This window comes from Streptomyces sp. NPDC005803 (assembly GCF_040630435.1).
Classification (GTDB): Bacteria; Actinomycetota; Actinomycetes; order Streptomycetales; family Streptomycetaceae; genus Streptomyces.
Window position 1 is genome coordinate 26,180 of the sequence record NZ_JBEXXO010000007.1, and the last position, 17,550, is coordinate 43,729.

At 72.6% G+C, this 17,550-nt stretch carries 14 protein-coding genes; 7 read left to right on the top strand and 7 right to left on the bottom strand.

Annotation, left to right across the window (positions count from 1 at the left end; all coding sequences use genetic code 11):
* Positions 1–29: 29 nt before the first annotated feature.
* Positions 30–845, bottom strand: a complete 816-nt coding sequence (locus tag ABZ454_RS12140) for a TetR family transcriptional regulator (RefSeq protein WP_359537521.1) — start codon at positions 843–845, stop codon at positions 30–32.
* 88 nt (positions 846–933) lie between these two features.
* Complete coding sequence (locus tag ABZ454_RS12145) at positions 934–2,715, bottom strand: 3-hydroxybutyryl-CoA dehydrogenase (RefSeq protein WP_356323844.1); 1,782 nt, start codon at positions 2,713–2,715, stop codon at positions 934–936.
* Between the two features lie 373 nt (positions 2,716–3,088).
* On the opposite strand from ABZ454_RS12145, the gene ABZ454_RS12150 reads away from it, so the two are divergent.
* The gene (locus ABZ454_RS12150; protein ID WP_359537522.1) at positions 3,089–3,661 is read left to right on the top strand and encodes an adenylosuccinate lyase; all 573 of its coding nucleotides are present in this window, start codon (positions 3,089–3,091) and stop codon (positions 3,659–3,661) included.
* Positions 3,662–3,709: 48 nt separating this feature from the next.
* Here ABZ454_RS12150 and ABZ454_RS12155 read toward each other — a convergent pair whose 3' ends face one another.
* The gene (locus ABZ454_RS12155; protein WP_359537524.1) at positions 3,710–5,302 is read right to left on the bottom strand and encodes an alpha/beta hydrolase; all 1,593 of its coding nucleotides are present in this window, start codon (positions 5,300–5,302) and stop codon (positions 3,710–3,712) included.
* A gap of 129 nt (positions 5,303–5,431) precedes the next feature.
* Positions 5,432–6,481, bottom strand: coding sequence for an Rv2578c family radical SAM protein (locus ABZ454_RS12160; protein WP_359537526.1), 1,050 nt, complete (start codon positions 6,479–6,481; stop codon positions 5,432–5,434).
* Positions 6,482–6,630: 149 nt separating this feature from the next.
* Between ABZ454_RS12160 and ABZ454_RS12165 the strand changes: the two genes are divergently transcribed.
* From ABZ454_RS12165 to ABZ454_RS12180, 4 genes are all read left to right on the top strand, one after another.
* The gene (locus tag ABZ454_RS12165; RefSeq protein ID WP_359537528.1) at positions 6,631–7,074 is read left to right on the top strand and encodes an SRPBCC family protein; all 444 of its coding nucleotides are present in this window, start codon (positions 6,631–6,633) and stop codon (positions 7,072–7,074) included.
* Between the two features lie 188 nt (positions 7,075–7,262).
* Positions 7,263–9,704: an MFS transporter gene (locus ABZ454_RS12170; protein ID WP_359537530.1), complete on the top strand. Its 2,442-nt coding sequence runs from the start codon at positions 7,263–7,265 to the stop codon at positions 9,702–9,704.
* Between the two features lie 175 nt (positions 9,705–9,879).
* Positions 9,880–12,324 (top strand): SpoIIE family protein phosphatase, encoded by a 2,445-nt coding sequence (locus tag ABZ454_RS12175; protein WP_359537532.1) that lies wholly within the window; start codon positions 9,880–9,882, stop codon positions 12,322–12,324.
* 124 nt (positions 12,325–12,448) lie between these two features.
* Positions 12,449–13,168, top strand: a complete 720-nt coding sequence (locus ABZ454_RS12180; RefSeq protein WP_356323858.1) for a class I SAM-dependent methyltransferase — start codon at positions 12,449–12,451, stop codon at positions 13,166–13,168.
* 55 nt (positions 13,169–13,223) lie between these two features.
* Here ABZ454_RS12180 and ABZ454_RS12185 read toward each other — a convergent pair whose 3' ends face one another.
* Positions 13,224–13,643, bottom strand: a complete 420-nt coding sequence (locus ABZ454_RS12185) for a hypothetical protein (protein WP_359537534.1) — start codon at positions 13,641–13,643, stop codon at positions 13,224–13,226.
* Positions 13,644–13,879: 236 nt separating this feature from the next.
* On the bottom strand, positions 13,880–14,770 hold the full coding sequence (locus ABZ454_RS12190) for a LysR family transcriptional regulator (protein ID WP_356323860.1): 891 nt from the start codon (positions 14,768–14,770) through the stop codon (positions 13,880–13,882).
* A 151-nt stretch (positions 14,771–14,921) separates the two neighbouring features.
* On the opposite strand from ABZ454_RS12190, the gene ABZ454_RS12195 reads away from it, so the two are divergent.
* Positions 14,922–15,923 (top strand): aldo/keto reductase, encoded by a 1,002-nt coding sequence (locus tag ABZ454_RS12195; RefSeq protein ID WP_356323862.1) that lies wholly within the window; start codon positions 14,922–14,924, stop codon positions 15,921–15,923.
* A 192-nt stretch (positions 15,924–16,115) separates the two neighbouring features.
* On the opposite strand, the gene ABZ454_RS12200 is transcribed toward ABZ454_RS12195, so the two are convergent.
* A complete protein-coding gene (locus tag ABZ454_RS12200) occupies positions 16,116–16,457 on the bottom strand; it encodes a helix-turn-helix transcriptional regulator (protein WP_356323864.1) in 342 nt (113 codons plus the stop codon).
* Positions 16,458–16,561: 104 nt separating this feature from the next.
* On the opposite strand from ABZ454_RS12200, the gene ABZ454_RS12205 reads away from it, so the two are divergent.
* Positions 16,562–17,539 (top strand): zinc-binding dehydrogenase, encoded by a 978-nt coding sequence (locus ABZ454_RS12205; RefSeq protein ID WP_359537537.1) that lies wholly within the window; start codon positions 16,562–16,564, stop codon positions 17,537–17,539.
* Positions 17,540–17,550: the final 11 nt, after the last annotated feature.

Consider the following 17,550-nt stretch of genomic DNA (forward strand, 5'->3'; position numbering starts at 1 on the left):
GGCAGGCGGCCGAGGCCGTACCGCCCCGCTCAGCGCTCCTTGAGCGCCTGCTGGATCGCGCGCATCACTTCGTCCAGCGGCGCGTCCGTCCGTGCCACGGCCACCAGGACCTCGCCCTCCGCGCTCACCGACGCCGCCGGCGGCTTCGCCGGCTCGCCGGCGGCGGTCCGGCCCGCGCCGATCCCCGTCCCGAACGTGTCACGGACGATGGAGAACGCCTGGTCCAGCTGCGCCTCCACATCGCCCTGGCCGTCCGCCCGCAGCCAGCGGCGCAGCACGTGGTTGTGCGCGGTGACCACGGCGGACGCCGCGACCTCCGCCAGCAGCGGATCGTCGTTGCCCGCGTGGTGGTCGCGCTCGTCGAAGTGGCCCAGCAGATAGCGCGTGAACAGCCGCTCGTAGCGGGCCACCGAGGCGATCTCGGCCTGCCGCAGCGTGGGGACCTCGCGGGTCAGCTTGTACCGGGCCACGGAGACCGCGGGCTTCGCCGCGTACATCCGCATGACTTCCTTGATGCCACGGCAGACCGTGTCGAGCGGGTGCTCGTGCGCGGGGGCGGCGTTGAGGACCGCCTCGGCCCGTACCAGGGTGTCGTCGTGGTCCGGGAAGATGGCCTCTTCCTTGGACCGGAAGTGCCGGAAGAAGGTCCGTCGGGCGACGCCCGCCGCGCCCGCGATCTCGTCGACGGTCGTCGCCTCGTACCCCTTCGTGGCGAAGAGCTCCATCGCCGCTGCGGCCAGTTCGCGGCGCATTTTGAGCCGTTGGGCGGCGGCACGGGTGCCCGCGGCACTCTCCGGGACGTCGGGCACGGCGGACACACGGGGGGACCTGGCGGGCTGGGACATGGTGTGAACGTACTGCATCGGTGCAGGAGAGCGCGCCTGTGGGGGCGGGCCGCCCGAGGGGCCGAGCAGCCCGCCCCAGCCCCCCGCGTCAGCGGCGGGCATATTCGCGGAAGCCGCGTCCCGTCTTGCGGCCGAGGCAGCCCGCGGCCACCAGATGCTCCAGCAGCGGCGCCGGAGCGAGGCCCGGGTCGCGGAACTCGCCGTGCAGCACCTTCTCGATGGCGAGCGAGACATCGAGACCGACGACGTCCAGCAGTTCGAAGGGGCCCATCGGGTAGCCGCCGCCCAGCTTCATCGCGGCGTCGATGTCGTCGAGGCTCGCGTAGTGCTCCTCGACCATCTTGATCGCGTTGTTGAGGTACGGGAACAGCAGCGCGTTGACGATGAACCCGGCCCGGTCCCCGCAGTCCACCGGGTGCTTGCGCACCTTCCCGCAGACCTCGCGGACCGTGGCGTGCACATCGTCGGCGGTCAGCACGGTGCGGACGACCTCGACCAGCTTCATCGCCGGCGCCGGGTTGAAGAAGTGCATCCCGATGACGTCCTGGGGCCGCGAGGTGGCCCGGGCGATCGAGACGACGGGCAGCGAGGAGGTGGTGGTGGCGAGCACCGCGCCCGGCTTGCACACCTTGTCCAGCGTGGCGAACAGCTGCTGCTTGACCGCCAGGTCCTCGGCGACGGCCTCGACGGCCAGGTCCACCCCGTCGAGCGAGTCCAGCGAGCCCGCGGCGGTGATCCGGGCGAGGGTCTCGTCCCGTGCCCCGGCGGTCAGCCGGCCCTTGGTGACCGACCGCTCCAGCGACTTGGCGATCCGGCCCTTGGCGATCTCCGCCTTCTCCGGGCTGCGCGCGGCGAGCACCACCTCGTAACCGGCCTTCGCGAAGACCTCCGCGATCCCCGACGCCATCGTCCCGGACCCCGCGACGCCGACCGAACGCACCGTGCGCCCCGTGCCCGCCCCGGCGTCCTCCGCCGGAGTCAGCGCGTCCGGGACCACGGTCTCGCTGCCCGGCTCCGCGTACGTGTAAAAGCCGCGGCCCGACTTCCGGCCGGTCAGCCCGGCCGCACCGAGCTGGCCCAGGACGGGGGCGGGGGCGTGCAGCCGGTCGTGCGAGGCGGAGTACATCGCCTCCAGGACGGTGCGGGCCGTGTCGATGCCGATGAGGTCCAGCAGCGCGAGCGGGCCCATCGGCAGGCCGCATCCGAGCTTCATCGCCGCGTCGATGTCCTCGCGGGAGGCGTAGTTCGCCTCGTACATCGCGGCGGCCTGGTTGAGGTAGCCGAACAGCAGGCCGTCGGCGACGAACCCCGGCCGGTCGCCGACCGCGACCGGCTCCTTGCCCAGCTGCCGGGCGAGCGCGGTGACGGCCTCGACGGCCGGCGGCGCGGTCAGCACGGAGGAAACGACCTCGACCAGCTTCATCGCCGGCGCCGGATTGAAGAAGTGCAGGCCGAGGACCCGCTCCGGGTGCTGCGACTCCGCGGCGAGGCGGGTCACCGACAGGGCGTTGGTGCCCGTGGCGAGGATCGCGGTGGGCGAGACGACCGCGTCGAGCTCCCGGAAGACCTGCTGCTTGATCTCGTACGTCTCCGGCACGACCTCGATGACGAGCTCCGCCTCGGCCGCGGCCCGCAGGTCGGAGAAGGTGCGGAACCGGGCGAGGGCGTCGCGCCGCTCCTCCTCGGTGATCCGCCCGCGCCGCACGGCGCGGGCGGTGGAGGACTCCAGGGCGGCGACGGCCTGGCGGCCGGCCGCGTCGCTGACGTCGATACCGATGACCTCGCGGCCGGCGAGGGTCAGGACCTCGGCGATGCCGGTGCCCATGGTGCCGAGGCCGACGACGGCGATGATGCTGAGCGGGGTGTCCATCACGGGACTCCAGGGATGAGTGACGACTGAGGGACGCACGGGGCGCGTGGCCGATGAGAGAGGCACGAAGCCCGAACCGGCGCGCGGCGTACGGGAATTGCCTGTCGTGGTGCTCGGGCCCCGGGTGCGAAGCACACGCCGGGACCGGGAAGGGGCGACGGACTCTGTCCCGGAGTCACGTCTCACAAAACTGCCGAACCGACGAACACTCCGGGTGGCTGCGTCACCAGGCCACCGGAGCCTGCGGGGGAGTGCCCCGCTCACATGAGGTTAACCGGCGGGTAACGAGCGCGCCAGTCCCCGATCGTTGTGGCCCCCCTCACATCAACCGCCCTCATGGGCACGCTTCGTGTCCGCCTATACGCTGAGGGTCATGGACGAAGAGTTCCGGTCACTGACGCACCGGCTGGCGGACGAGGCGGGGGAGTCGGCGGCCTACCGCAGGCTGCTCGCCACCGAGGACGACGAGGAACTGGCCGAGGTGCTCATCGAGCGTGAACGTCCGCTCTGGGCGCGCGAGATCGCGGCGTTCCGGCTCGGCTGCGGTGGCGACCGCCGCGCCTTCGAGACCCTGGTGCTGCTGCTCAACCACCGCGACCCGGCACGCTGCGTCGGCGCCGCCCACGCACTCGCCCGTCTCGGCGACCCCCGCACGCCCCGCGCCGCCGCCGCGCTCGCCACCAACAGCCTGCGCACCGCCTACGCGTTGCACCCGGTCCGCCTGCTCACCGAGCTGAGGGCCCCGGAGTCCGTACCCGCGCTCATGAGCACCCTGTCCAGGCTGCTGGGACCCGACGAGCCGCACTGGCGGGTGGCGCTGGCCTGCGTCGAGGGCCTGGGGCAGCTCGGCGACGTGCAGGCCCGCCCCCTCCTGGAGGCGGCTCTGCCCCACCCGAGGCTGGCCGGTGCCGCGGAGACCGCGCTCAGCCGGCTGCCCGCGGGCTGAGGGGCGGGTGTGGCGCGCCGCCCTTCAGCCCTTCAGACCCTCAGCCCTTCAGCGCCGGAAGCCGAGCAGCCGGTGCAGCGTGTTTCCCCGGCCGTTCGCGTCCGGACGGGGCGCGGGGCGGGCGGACGTGGCGGCCGCCGGCTCCGGATCGGGCGTCTTCGCGCAAACGGCGTCCACGTCGCCGTGCTGCCCGCGCGGCACGGTCCCCTCGGCCAGGTAATCCGCCAGGTAGCGGTCCAGGCAGGCGTTGCCGCTCAGCGTGACGCCGTGGTTCCCGCCGCCCTCCTCGACGACCAGACTCGAATTGACGAGCTCGCGGTGCAGGGTGACGCCGCCCTCGTACGGCGTGGCCGCGTCGTCCGTCGCCTGGAAGAGCAGCGCCGGCGGCACGGCGCGGTTGGAGACCCGTACCGGGTTCAGCGGCTCCACCGGCCAGTCGGCGCAGGGGGCGTTGTACCAGGTGTTGCCCCAGGTCATGAACGGCGCCTTGGCGTGCGCCCACCAGCTGTCGCCGCGCCAGGCCTCCCAGTCGCGCGGCCACCGCGCGTCCCGGCACTGCACGGCCGTGTAGACCGTGTACCCGTTGTCCCCCGCCGCGTCGACCGCGCCGAAGCGCTCGTACGCGGCGACCAGGGGCTTGACGTCCTTGTCGTTCACATAGGCGGCGAACGCCCCGGCCAGCGTCGGCCAGTAGCCGTTGTAGTAGCCGCCCGGCAGGAAGGTGTCGTCCAGCTCGCCCGGGCCGACCTTCCCGCCCGCGGGATGCTCCCTGACCGCGTCCCGCATCCGGTACCACGCCGCCTCGACCTTCGACGGGTCGCCGCCGAGCCCGTACGCGGCGTCGTGCTTCGCCACCCAGGCGGCGAAGGCCTTGTGGCGGGTGTCGAACGCGTAGTCCTGGTCGAGGTTGTCGTCGTACCAGACCCCGTCCGGGTTCACGTTCGAGTCGAGGACCAGGCGCCGGACGCGCTCCGGGAACAGCTTGGCGTACACCGCGCCCAGGTACGTGCCGTAGGAGTAGCCGAAGTAGTTGAGCTGCCGCGAGCCGGTGGCGCGCCGGATCACGTCGAGGTCCTTGGCCGCGCTGGGCGTGTCCATGTACGGGAGCAGGTCCGGATACTTCTCGCCGCAGGCGGCCGCGAAGCCGCGGGCGCGCTCGCGGTTGGTCTGCTCGTCCCGGACGGATCGCGGCACCGGGTCGGGCCGCACCGGGTCGAAGTACTTCGACACGCAGTCCAGGGCCGGCCGGCTCCTGCCGACACCGCGTGGGTCGAACCCGATCACGTCGTACTGCGCGGCCACCGCCTCCGGCAGGGAGGCGGCGACGAAACCGGCCATGGACAGGCCGCTGCCGCCGGGACCGCCCGGATTGACCAGCAGTGGCCCCTGGAAGGTCTTCGCCGTGTGCGGGATCCGGGACAGGGCGAGGGTGACCTGACGGCCCGACGGGTCGTCATGGTCGAGCGGGGAGCGCACCGACGCGCACTGGAGCGTGGGATGCGCCTCGGTGCCGCAGTCGGTCCACTTGAGCGACGCGGCGCGCGGCGCGCCGCTGTCGGCGCTCGCCGGTGACGGCGCGGCGGTCATCAGACCGGCGACCGTCGCCCCGACGGCGACCAGGATTCCTGCACGGTTCGTCATGTGGCCTCCGGTGGTGGGGGAGCAGGGCTGGGCGTGGCGCAGCCCTCGCCGCATGCTCCCCGTATTCGGGGCCGGGAGGTCCTGTTCCGGTGGGAGATGACCCGATTGCCCCTGTGGGCGGGCGCCGAGTCAGAGCAGGGTCAGCTGGGTGGGCTCGGCGCCGGGCGGCGGGCTCTCCGGCTCGTCGCGACCGGGGAGGCCGCGGGGGGTTGCGCGGTGCGCGGGGCCGATGCCGTACTCCGCCGCCAGTTCGTGCACGTACCGCGTGATGCGGCGCTGGTACCACGTGGGCGCGTACGCGCCGTCCGCGTACAGCCGCTCGTAGCGCCCCACCAGGTGCGGGTGGTGCCGGCCGAGCCACTCCATGTACCACTCCCGGGCGCCCGGGCGCAGATGGAGGACGAGCGGGGTGACCGACGTCGCGCCGGCGGCGGCGATCGCGCGGACCGTCGCCCGCAGCTGGTCCGGCCGGTCACCGAGGTACGGGATCACGGGCGCCATCAGTACCCCGCAGCCGATGCCGTGCTCGCTGAGGGCGCGTACGACGTCGAGGCGGCGCTCGGGGGAGGGCGTGCCGGGCTCCACGGTCCGCCACAGTTCGGCGTCGGTGAAGCCCACGGAGACCGAGACGCCGACCTCGGTGACCTCGGCGGCCTGCCGCAGGAGCTCCAGGTCGCGCAGGATCAGCGTGCCCTTCGTGAGGATCGAGAAGGGGTTCGCGTGGTCGCGCAGGGCGGTGAGGATGCCGGGCATCAGCCGGTAGCGGCCCTCGGCCCGCTGGTAGCAGTCGACGTTGGTGCCCATCGCGATGTGCGCGCCGTGCCAGCGCGGTGAGGCGAGCTCGCGGCGTACCAGCTCCGGGGCGTTGGTCTTGACCACGATCTGCGAGTCGAAGCCGAGCCCGGTGTCGAGGTCGAGATAGCTGTGGGTCCTGCGGGCGAAGCAGTAGACGCAGGCGTGGCTGCACCCCCGGTAGGGGTTGACGGTCCATTCGAACGGCATCCGCGAGGCCCCGGGCACCCGGTTCACGATCGAGCGGGCCCGGATCTCGTGGAAGGTGATCCCCCGGAACTCCGGAGTGTCGAAGGTGCGGGTCGTCACCGCGTCCGCGGCGAAGAGCGCGCCGGCGACGGGTTCGGTGGTTTCGGCGGGCTTATCGGCCAGATTGTCCCAGCGCATGGACGCCTCCTCGGTAGCACTGCCCCGAGAATAGAACACTTGTTCCCTTGATCGTTTTCTCCCCTTCGTCCCGGACCGGATTTTGAGCCGGGCTGCCGAGGTGGTTGGCTCAGCACACCCCCGAACAACCGAGTGCTGGAGGAACAGCCATGGCGCAGGTCGAGGCCACGACAGAGCGGATCATCGCGGCGGACGCGGAGACGGTGTTCGACGCGCTGGCCGACTACAAGGACGTCCGCGGCAAGGTGCTGCCCGGCCACTTCAGCGAGTACGAGGTCCGGGAGGGCGGCGACGGCGAGGGCACCCTCGTCCACTGGAAGCTCCAGGCCACCAGCAAGCGCGTGCGCGACTGCCTGCTGGAGGTCACCGAGCCGACCGACGGACAGCTCGTGGAGAAGGACCGCAACTCCTCGATGGTCACGACCTGGACCGTCACCCCGGCCGGTGAGGGCAGGTCCAAGGCCGTCGTCTCCACCGTGTGGAACGGCGCCGGCGGTATCGGCGGATTCTTCGAGAAGACCTTCGCGCCCAAGGGACTTGGGCGCATCTACGACGAGCTGCTGCAGAACCTCGCCACCGAGGTGGAGAAGTAGCCCTCGGGCGAGCCGCCCCGCCTCACCGGTTCGGGTGGTTTTTTCGTCCCGTCGGTTGTGCGCCGTAGTGCCTCCCACCGGGGGATAAGCCCCCTGAGTGCGCCGTCAGCGCCCCCTCGTCGCGTTTGCCCTCGCTTGTCGCCCGATGCGAGAAATGGGCGGCGGCAGTGCGACGAGGGGAGCGGCACGTGGTGGGTGGGATCACTCTGGTGAAGGACGAGCCCGGCGGTACGGAGAGCACCGAGACGGTGCCGATGGCCGTCCCGCCTCCGCCGCCTCCCACCGTGACGGAGCCCGCCGCCCCGGCCGGTGACGGGGTCGTGGACCCCCGCCGCATCCGGCTCGTCTTCATCGGGCTGATGCTCACGCTCCTGCTCGCGGCGCTCGACCAGATGATCGTCGCCACCGCCCTCCCGAAGATCGTCGGCGAGCTGCACGGCCTGGAGAAGATGTCCTGGGCGGTCACCGCCTATCTGCTCGCCTCGACCATCGGACTGCCCGTCTACGGCAAGCTCGGTGACCTCTTCGGGCGCAAGGGCGTCTTCCAGTTCGCGATCGTCGTCTTCGTCGTCGGCTCCGCGCTGGCCGGCTGGTCCCGCACCATGGACGAACTGATCGCCTTCCGCGCCCTCCAGGGCGTCGGCGGCGGCGGGCTGATGATCGGCGTCCAGGCGATCATCGCGGACGTCGTACCGGCCCGGGAGCGCGGCAAGTTCATGGGGCTGATCGGCGCGGCCTTCGGACTCGCGTCCGTGGCGGGCCCGTTGCTCGGCGGCTTCTTCACCGACCACGCCTCATGGCGCTGGTGCTTCTACATCAACGTGCCGTTCGGCCTGGTCACCCTCGTCGTCATCACCGTGGTGCTGAAGCTGCCCAGACCGACCGTCCGCCCCCGGCTCGACATCCTCGGCGCCGTGCTGCTGGCCGCCGCCTCCACCTGCCTCGTCCTGCTGACCAGTTGGGGCGGAACGGAGTACGCCTGGGGATCGGGCACCATCCTGGGGCTGGCCGCCGGAGCCGCCGCGACGACCTTGCTGTTCCTCGCCGTCGAGCACCGCGCGCCCGAACCGATCATCCCGCTGCGGCTGTTCCGCGACTCGATCTTCAACGTCACCGCCCTGGTCGGCGCGGTCGTCGGGGTGGCCCTGTTCGGCGCAGCCAGCTACCTGCCGACCTTCCTGCAGATGGTCGACGGGGCCACCGCCACCGAGTCCGGGCTGCTGATGCTCCCGATGATGGGCGGCATCGTCGGCGCCTCCGTCGTCTCCGGCCAGCTGATCTCCCGGACCGGCCGCTACCGGGTCTACCCGATCGCGGGCAGCGCGATCTCCGCGGTGGGCATGTGGCTGCTGTCCCGGCTCGAGACCGACACCCCGCGGTTCGAGTACAGCATCGCGCAGGCGGTCCTCGGCCTGGGGATCGGGCTGATCATGCCGGTGCTCGTCCTGGCCGTGCAGAACTCCGTACGCCCCGCCGACCTCGGCACCGCCACCAGCGCCAACAACTACTTCCGGCAGATCGGCGGCAGCGTCGGAGCCGCCGTGTTCGGCACCCTGTTCGCCGGGCGGCTGGCCGACGCCCTCGCCGTACGGCTGCCCTCCGGCGCCGGGCTGCCCGACCCGGAGTCGATCACGCCGCAGCTGGTCCACGCGATGGAGCCCGCGCTGCGGGACGCCTACATCCAGGCGTACGCCGACGCGATGCCCCGGATCTTCCTCTACCTCGTGCCGGTCCTCGTGCTCGGCCTGTTCTTCGCCTTCTTCCTCAAGGAGAAACCGCTGGTGTCCCACCACAGCCCCGAAACCGCGGCCGAGCCCGCCTCGATCCCCTCCGCCCGCATGGACCCGGGCCCCCCTTCCGTCGGATACCTCTCCGGGGTGCCGGTCTGCGGCAGCGTCCAGCACCCCGACGGAACGAAGGTCCCGCGCGCCGCCCTCACCCTCATCGACGTGCAGGGCCAGCAGGTCGGCAGGGGCGCCAGCGGGGACGAGGGACGGTACGCGCTGAGCGTGCCCGGCGCCGGCGCGTACGTCCTCATCGCCGCCGCGGGCGGCCACCAGCCCCAGGCCGTCAGCGTCACGGTGGGCGAACGGCCGGTGGAGCTGGACGTGGTGCTCGGCGGCGCCGGCCGGCTGGCCGGGACGGTCGTGACCGCGGACGGCGTCCCCGTACGGGACGCGGCCGTCACCCTGACCGATGTACGGGGCGAAGTCGTCGCCTCCACCCGCAGCGGGCGCGAGGGAGGGTACGTGATCACGGAGCTGGTCGCGGGCGAGTACACCCTCGCCGCCTCCGCACCGGCCTTCCGGCCCGCCGCGCTGCCGGTCAGCGTGCAGGCGGCCAGGGAGACCCGGCAGGACATCGAACTGGCCGGCGGCGCCGTGCTGCGCGGGATCGTCAGGGCCAGTGGCGGCCGGGCCGTCGAGGACGCCCGGGTGACGCTGCTGGACGCGGCCGGCAACGTGGTCGACACGCTGACCACCGGACCCGACGGATCCTTCCGGTTCGTCGACCTGTCGACGGGGGAGTACACCGTGATCGCGGCCGGCTATCCGCCGGTCGCCACCGTGCTCCAGGTCGCGGGCGGCGGGCGCACCGAACGGGACCTCCAGCTGGGCCACGAGGACTGAGGACGCCGGCCCGCCGCCGCGCCGGTCCCCCACCGGCGCGGTGGCGGGTCAAGCCGCGCGCCCCGCGCTGCCCCCTCGGGGGTGATTGGGCCGATGACCGGCATCGCCGGGCCCGGGGCCGTACCGTGGACGCACGAACCGCAGAAGCTTGCGGCGAGGAAGGAGTCTTCCGCCCATGGACCTCGGTGTGCCGCCGCAGAGGACACCACAGCCGCGTGACGCCGCGGCGGGCCGCGTGCCGCTCGCCGTGGTCGTCGTCGACGCGGACGGACTCGTCTCGCACTGGTCGACCGGTGCGAGGAAGCTCTTCGGGGTCTCACGGGAGGACGCCGTCGGCTGCCCGGCGGGGGAACTCCTGCCGGTGGCCGGGGCGTTACGGCCGCACGGCGACCCCTTGCCCGACGGGGCGTACGCCGAGTTCGGCCCCGAACTCGACACGTCCCTCAGCGGGACCGTCGCCTACCCGGCGGCGGGCCGGGCCCGCGTGGACGAACCGGGCGGCCGCGTCGACGTGCTGTGGTGGGCGTATCCGCTGGTCGGCCCGGGCCCCGAGCGGCTGCTCGTGCTCGCCGCGGACTCCGCGCCGCTGCGGGGCGACGCGGAGGGCGGGGCCCCGGACAACGAGACGATCGCTCCCGGATTCGCGCTGCACACCGACTTCCCCGGTTACCAGGAGCTGTCCTCGCGGCTGCCCGAGATCCTGCCCAGCATGAGTGTCCAGGAGGCGACCAGGATCGTCTCCCAGGTCCTCGAACTCGGCTACCCGGTGCTGGAGTTCAGTCACCACGACCGCATCCCGGTGACCCCCGACTGGGGTGTGCCGCGGCGCGCCGGGCGACACGGCGCCGACGGCCCGCAGCACACCGCCACGCGTCCGCCCCTCCCGCACGCCGCACCCCGCCCGGAGCTCGACCTCGAATACGCGGCCGTCCGTGAGCGGCTGGAATTCCTCAACGAGGTCAGCGGCCGCATCGGCACCTCCCTCGACCTGGAACGGACCATCCGCGAGGTCACCAGCGCCGCCGTGCCCCGCTTCACCGACTTCGCCGGCACGCATCTGCGCGCCGCGGTCCTGGCCGGTGAGGCCTTCCCCGACGGGCCGCCCGACGTCACCACCGTCTGGCACCGCGTCTGGGTCGAGCACAACGACGAACCGGGCCGGTGGGACGACACCGTGCCCGTCGGCGAATCCATCGCCTTCCCGGAGCACACCCCCTTCTTCCAGTGCATGGTCACCGGCGAACCCGTCATCGTCCCTTACGTCAGCGAGGAGTTGAGCAACCGGATCTCGGGCGAGTTCGAGAAACGCGACCTGCGCCCCCTCATCACCCACCGCTCCCTGCTCATCGTCCCGCTCAAGGCCCGTGACGTGGTGCTCGGCTTCATGGTGCTGATGCGCCGCCCCGGCCGCGCGCCCTTCGACGACATGGACCGCACCACCGGCGCCGAACTCGCCGCCCGCGCCGGGCTCGTCCTCGACAACGCCCGCATGTACACCTACCAGGAGAACGTCGCCGAGACCCTCCAGGACAGCATGCTGCCGCAGATCGAACCCCGCATGGCGGGCTGCGACATCGCCACCCGCTATCTGCCCGGCGCCCGGCTCGGCAGGGTCGGCGGCGACTGGTTCGACTCGGTCAAGCTCCCCGGCTCCCGGACCGCGCTCGTCGTCGGCGACGTGATGGGCCACGGCCTCAACTCGGCCGCGATGATGGGGCAGTTGCGGACCGCCGTACTGACCATGGCCACCATGGAGATGCCGCCCGCCCAACTGCTGCGCAACCTCGACGACCTGGCGCAGCGGCTCGGTGAGCAGTACCTCGCGACCTGCCTCTACGCGGTCTACGACCCGATCCGCTCCGAACTGCAGATCGCCAATGCCGGGCACATCCCGCCCGTGCTGGTCCGGGCCGAGGACGGCCGGGCCGAGCTGCTCGACCTGCCGACCGGCGCCCCGATCGGCGTCGGCGGGGTCGCCTTCGAGACCGCCACGGTGCGGGTGCGCCCGGGGGACCGGCTGGTGCTCTGCACCGACGGCCTGGTCGAGGTGCGCGGCCAGGACATCGGCGCGGGGCTGGCCGCGCTCTGTGCTTCCGCCGCCCACCCCGCGGCATCGATGGACGACGCCTGCGACACGATCATCCGCGCCCTGAACCCCAGCGGCGGGCGCAAGGACGACGTGGCCCTGCTGATGGCCCGGCTCAACGGGATCCCGGACGGCGACGTCGCAGCATGGCAACTCGCCCTGGATCCGCGCGAGGTGGCGCGGGCCCGCCGGCTGGTCCGCGGCAGGCTCCTCGACTGGGAGCTGCCGGACGCGGTGGAGGCGGCCGAACTGATGGTCAGCGAGCTCGTCACCAACGCCGTGAAGCACGGCCGTACCCATCACATCGAGCTCCGGCTGGTACGCACGGGAGCCCTGCTCTGCGAGGTCAGCGACGACGACCCCGCCCCCGCCACGCTGCTGGGCGCCACCGCGCACGACGAGTTCGGCCGCGGACTGGTGCTGGTGAGCAGCCTCGCGCGGGAATGGGGCACGAGCACGACGGCGCGCGGCAAGACCGTCTGGTTCGAGCTGGCGCTCTCCCGCTTCCCCCGCCCCCGGCCGGCCTCCTGGTGAAGCAGGCCTCCGGCAGGCCGGGGCGGAGATCGTCCACCGTGTGCATCCCCTTGCCCAGGGCGGCCGGTGACGGTAGTCCGGTGCTGAGCGAAAACGCTCGGGACGGCCGGACTTGGGAGTGCGCATGGATGTGTCGCAGCGATACCGCGAGGCGTGGGAAGGCTTCTGGTCAGCCACCACGGACGCCCCCGGCGAGGCGATCTGGGACGCGGACCCCTCGCTGAGCGCCGTACCGCACAGCGAGCTGCTGCTGCCGTACGCGGACGCCTCACTGCCCGTCGTCGACCTCGGCTGCGGAAACGGCACCCAGACCCGTTATCTCGCCACCCGGTTCGCCCGTGCGCTGGGCGTGGACCTCGCCCACGCGGCGATCGGCCACGCGCGGCGGGCGGACCGCGAAGGCGTGGCCGAGTTCGCCCAGTTGGATCTTGTCGACGGCGAGGCGGTGCGCGCCCTGCACGAGCGGCTCGGCGATGCGAACGTCTACATGCGGGCGGTCATCCACCAGAGTGAACCCGAGGCCAGGCCGGCCGTCGCCGCGGCCGTGGCGACGCTGCTGGGAAAGCGGGGCCGGGCGTTCGTCGCCGAGCTGACGCCGGCCTCCAAGGCCGTGCTGCAGCACGCCGCGCAAGGGCCGGGCGGGCCACCCGAGAAGCTGCGGCGGGTCTTCGAGCACGGACTGAAACCGGCGAGCGCCACCGAGGAAGAGGTGCCGGAACTGCTGCGAGCGGCCGGACTGACCACCCTGGACAGCGGTGACACGGCGCTGCCCCAGACCGAGTACCTGCCCGACGGGACGAGGATCGACCTGCCGGCGCGCTGGTTCGTCCTGGCCGCCGGCTGATCCGGGGCGCGCACCGGCCCCGGGCGAGGAATCCGTCCGGGGCCGGTGGCCCGTCTCAGGGCACCAGCCGGGGTCTGCGTCTCGCCGCGACGTCCTCGACCCACCCGACGAGCACCACGGCCCCGGCGACCAGGACCCGGACGACAGCGAACTGGAGCCACGGGCTGTCGAGCGGCAGATGCCGTTCCGGGGCCGGCACGTCCCCCATCAGGTCGATCAGGGGCACGCTCGCCATCAGCGCGACCTCGTGCCACAGGTACACGGTCACGGCGCGGGCGCTGAGGACCTTCACCACCCGCGCCGCCACGGGCCGGCGGCCGAGCCACCCGCAGCCGGGCCGCAACCGCAGGAGCAGCTGGACGAAACCCGCCGACCCCAGCGTCCGGGCGAGCGGGATGTCGTCGAGGTCGTACGACCCGTCGACCCGGTGGTGGAGCGCCCACCAGCCATCGGCCGTCGCGACGAGGCCCCGCACCTGCTCCAGCAGGAGCGCGACCTGGACGTCACCTACACCTTGCCGGTCAGGCCCGACGGGCTGGCGGCGAGCGGAACCGCCGTCCTCCAGGATGCCGCGGCCGAGGACGTCGACGTCTCCGCGGTGAACAACATGGCGATGAACTACGACGCGTCCGACGACGGCGACATGGGCGACTACGCCGCCCCAGGAGGACGGGGCGTTCGCCGAGGCGCTGAGCGGCTGACCGCCGCGCCTCAGTGCCCGGTCCCCTCCCGCAGGAGCGCCATCAGCGCCCGCGCTCCCGGGCTCATCGCCTGGGCTGCCGGGAGGACCACGACGCTCTCGTAGTACCGCCGGCCGTCCCCGCCGAGCGGCACCGCCACCAGGCCCCGGGCCTCGGGCTTGCGGGAGAAGTGGTGCGGTACCACGGCGATGCCGAGCCCCTCACGCACCAGCTCCAGCAGGCTGTGCACGTCGTTGACCTCCAGCGCCACCGTGCGGCGCACCCGCGCGGCGGCGAACGCCTCGTCGGCCGCCCGGCGCGGCCCGAAGTCCGGATGGAAGTCGATGAACGCCTCGCCGGGCAGCTCCTCCCACCCGACCCGGTCCGCCGCGGCCAGCCGGTGGCCGGGCGCGCACAGCAGGACCATGGGTTCCCGGGCCAGGGGAACGAGCTCGCCGCGCCACTCCCCGCGGGAGACGGTGGCGGCGAAGGCGATGTCGAGCCGCCCGCCGGCCACCCCGTCCACCAGGTTCGTCGTGCCCTCCTGGCGCAGCCGGATCTCCATGTGCGGGTGCGCGCGGTGGAAGGCGGCGAGCAGGCGTGGCAGGCTCACCCCGGCCACGCACTGCTCCACGCCCACCGACAAGGTGCCGCGCAGCAGTCCCCGTACCGCGTCGACGGCGTCCTTCGCCGCCCGCGCGCCCGCCAGGGTGCGCTCGGCCTCCACCAGCAGGGCGCGCCCGGCCTCGGTCAGCCGCACACTGCGCGTGGTCCGGCTGAACAGCGGGGTCCGCAGTTCCTGCTCCAGAGCCCGGACGGACGCGGACAGGCCCGACTGCGACACGGCCACGCGCTCGGCGGCGCGGGTGAAATGCCGTTCCTCGGCGACGGCGACGAAATGTTCCAGCTGGCGCAACTCCATGATTGAGAAATATAGGCGCTGAATCCCAGCGGAATCTCCTGTTGGACTGCTGGATCGTTGTGAGCGAGCCTGGACCCTGTACCCCGCCCGGGAGGAAGCCGTACGGCGCCGCCCCCGGTGCACCGGAACGACCCCTCCCATGGAGCCCCGCATGTACATCCCGTCCGCCGGCCGCTACCAGGACATGCCGTACCGGCGCACCGGGCGCAGCGGTCTGAAGCTGCCCGCCCTCTCGCTCGGTCTGTGGCACAACTTCGGCGGTGACCGGACGCCGGAGGCCCAGGGGCAGATCCTCCGCCGGGCGTTCGACCTCGGCATCACCCACTTCGACCTGGCGAACAACTACGGTCCGCCGCCCGGTTCCGCCGAGACGGCGATGGGCCGCGCGCTGGCGACGGACTTCGCCCGGCACCGGGACGAGATCATCGTCTCCACCAAGGCCGGCTACCTGATGTGGGACGGCCCGTACGGGGAGTGGGGTTCGCGCAAGAACCTCCTCGCGTCGCTGGACCAGAGCCTCACCCGCCTCGGCCTCGACTACGTCGACATCTTCTACTCCCACCGGCCCGATCCGGAGACCCCGCTCGAAGAGACGATGGGCGCCCTCCACTCCGCGGTGCGGCAGGGCAAGGCGCTCTACGTCGGCATCTCCAACTACTCGGCCGAGCAGACGAGGGAGGCCGCCCGGATCCTGAAGGACCTCGGCACCCCGCTGCTCATCCACCAGCCGCGGTACTCGATGCTGGACCGCTGGGTCGAGGACGGTCTGCTCACGGCCCTGGACGAGCTGGGCGTCGGCTCCATCGCCTACTCGCCACTGGAACAGGGCATCCTCTCGGACCGCTATCTCCGCGGCATCCCCGAAGGCTCGCGGGCCGCGGGCAGCAGCCCCTTCCTGTCGGCCGACTCGGTCACCCCCGAGCTGGTCGGCCGGCTCCGCGAACTGGACCAACTCGCCTCCGGACGTGGCCAGTCGCTGGCGCAGATGGCGCTGGCCTGGGTGCTGCGCGGCGGCCGGGTCACCTCCGCGGTGGTCGGCGCGAGCAGTGTCGCCCAGCTGGAGAACAGCGTGGAGGCGATCCGCAATCTCGAGTTCGGTGACAAGGAACTCGCCAAGATCGAGAAGCTGCTGAAGGGTGCCAAGCGCCGCTGAACCACGCAAGGCCGGCGCTCCCGTACGGGGCGCCGGCCTTCGTCGTGCGCTGCCGGTCTTCTGTCGTGCGGCGCCGGTCCTGCTTCGTGCGTTGCCGGTCTTCTGCCGTGCGGCGCCGGTCCTGCTTCGTGCGCTGCCGGTGCTGCTTTTGTGCGGTGCGGACGGAACGGAACCGCCGGGCGAACCGCAGCCTCAGACGTCGTCCGCCCGCAGCAGCAGGTCCAGCAGACCCGGGAAGCGGGCCCCGAACTCTTCGCGGCGCAGGCGGTTGACCCGTTTGGGGCCCACGTCGCGCTGTTCCACCAGGCCCGCCCCGCGCAGCACCGAGAAGTGATGGCTGAGCGCTGCCTTGCCGACGGGTACGTCGAAGCTGCCGCAGCTGCGCGTCCAGTCCTCGGAGCCCGCCAGATCGCGGACCAGCTGGAGGCGGACGGGATCGGCGAGTGCGGACAGGGCCGCGAGTACGGAGACCTCGGCGGGGTCCGTATGCGCCGGAGCGGCGCGGTGGCCGCTGCCCGCGGGCCGGTTGGGCATGTTCCGCTCCTCGTGTCCGTGACCCCTTGCTGAGTGTTCGATGAATATCTTACACTCCGGGTGTTCGCTTTTCGTTGAACACTTCTTCCAGGGGGCGGTCCGTCATGCGTGTGGTCGAGTTCAAGGAGTACGGCGGACCCGAGGTGCTGACCGTCGTCGAGGCGATCACCCCTGAGCCCGGTCCCGGCCAGGTCACCGTCGACGTCGCCTACGCCGGCGTCAACTTCGCCGATCTCAAGGCCCGCTCCGTCGGGTACCGGGTCCCCCGACTGCCCTTCGTCCCGGGCCTGGAGATCTCCGGCCGGGTACGGGCCGTCGGCGCGGGCGTCGAGGGACTGCGCCCCGGTCAGGAGGTCGCGGCCTTCCTCGACGGCGGCGGATACGCGGACGTGGTGACGGCGCCGGCCGCGACCGTCTTCCCGCTCCCCGAGGGCGTGGACCTGCGCACCGGCGCCACCCTGCCGACCGTGCTGCCGACCGCGCACGCCCTGCTGCACGAGGTCGGACGGCTGCGGGCCGGCGAGAGCGTGCTGGTGCAGGGCGCGGCCGGCGGGGTCGGCACGGTGGCCGGGCAGCTCGCCCGGATCGCGGGCGCCGGAGCCGTGTACGGCGTGGTGTCGTCCGCCGCGAAGGCCGACTACGCCCTCGCCCACGGCTACGACGAGGTGTTCGTCGGCGACACCTTTCCGGCGGAGGTCCGCCGCGCCACCGGGGGCCGGGGCGTCGACCTGGTGCTCGACCCGGTCGGCGGAGACACCCTGCGGCGCGGCATCGACGCGCTCGCCGTCTTCGGGCGCCTGGTCTCCTTCGGCAACGCGAGCGGCGCACAGCCCTGGAGCGTCGGGCAGCCGGAGCTCTACCCCGGCAGCAGGTCGGTCGCCGGCTTCTCGATCCTGGAGCTCGCCGCGCAGGACCCCGCCACGCTGCGGGCCGTCGCCGAGCGCGCCTTCCGCACCGTGACCGCCGGACAGGTCGACCTCCCGGTGACGGCCGAGTTCCCCCTGGAGGATGCGGCCGACGCGCACCTGCTGATGGAGGGGCGCGCGTCGACCGGCAAGCTGGTCCTGCGTATCGGCGGCTGAGCGACCCCGCC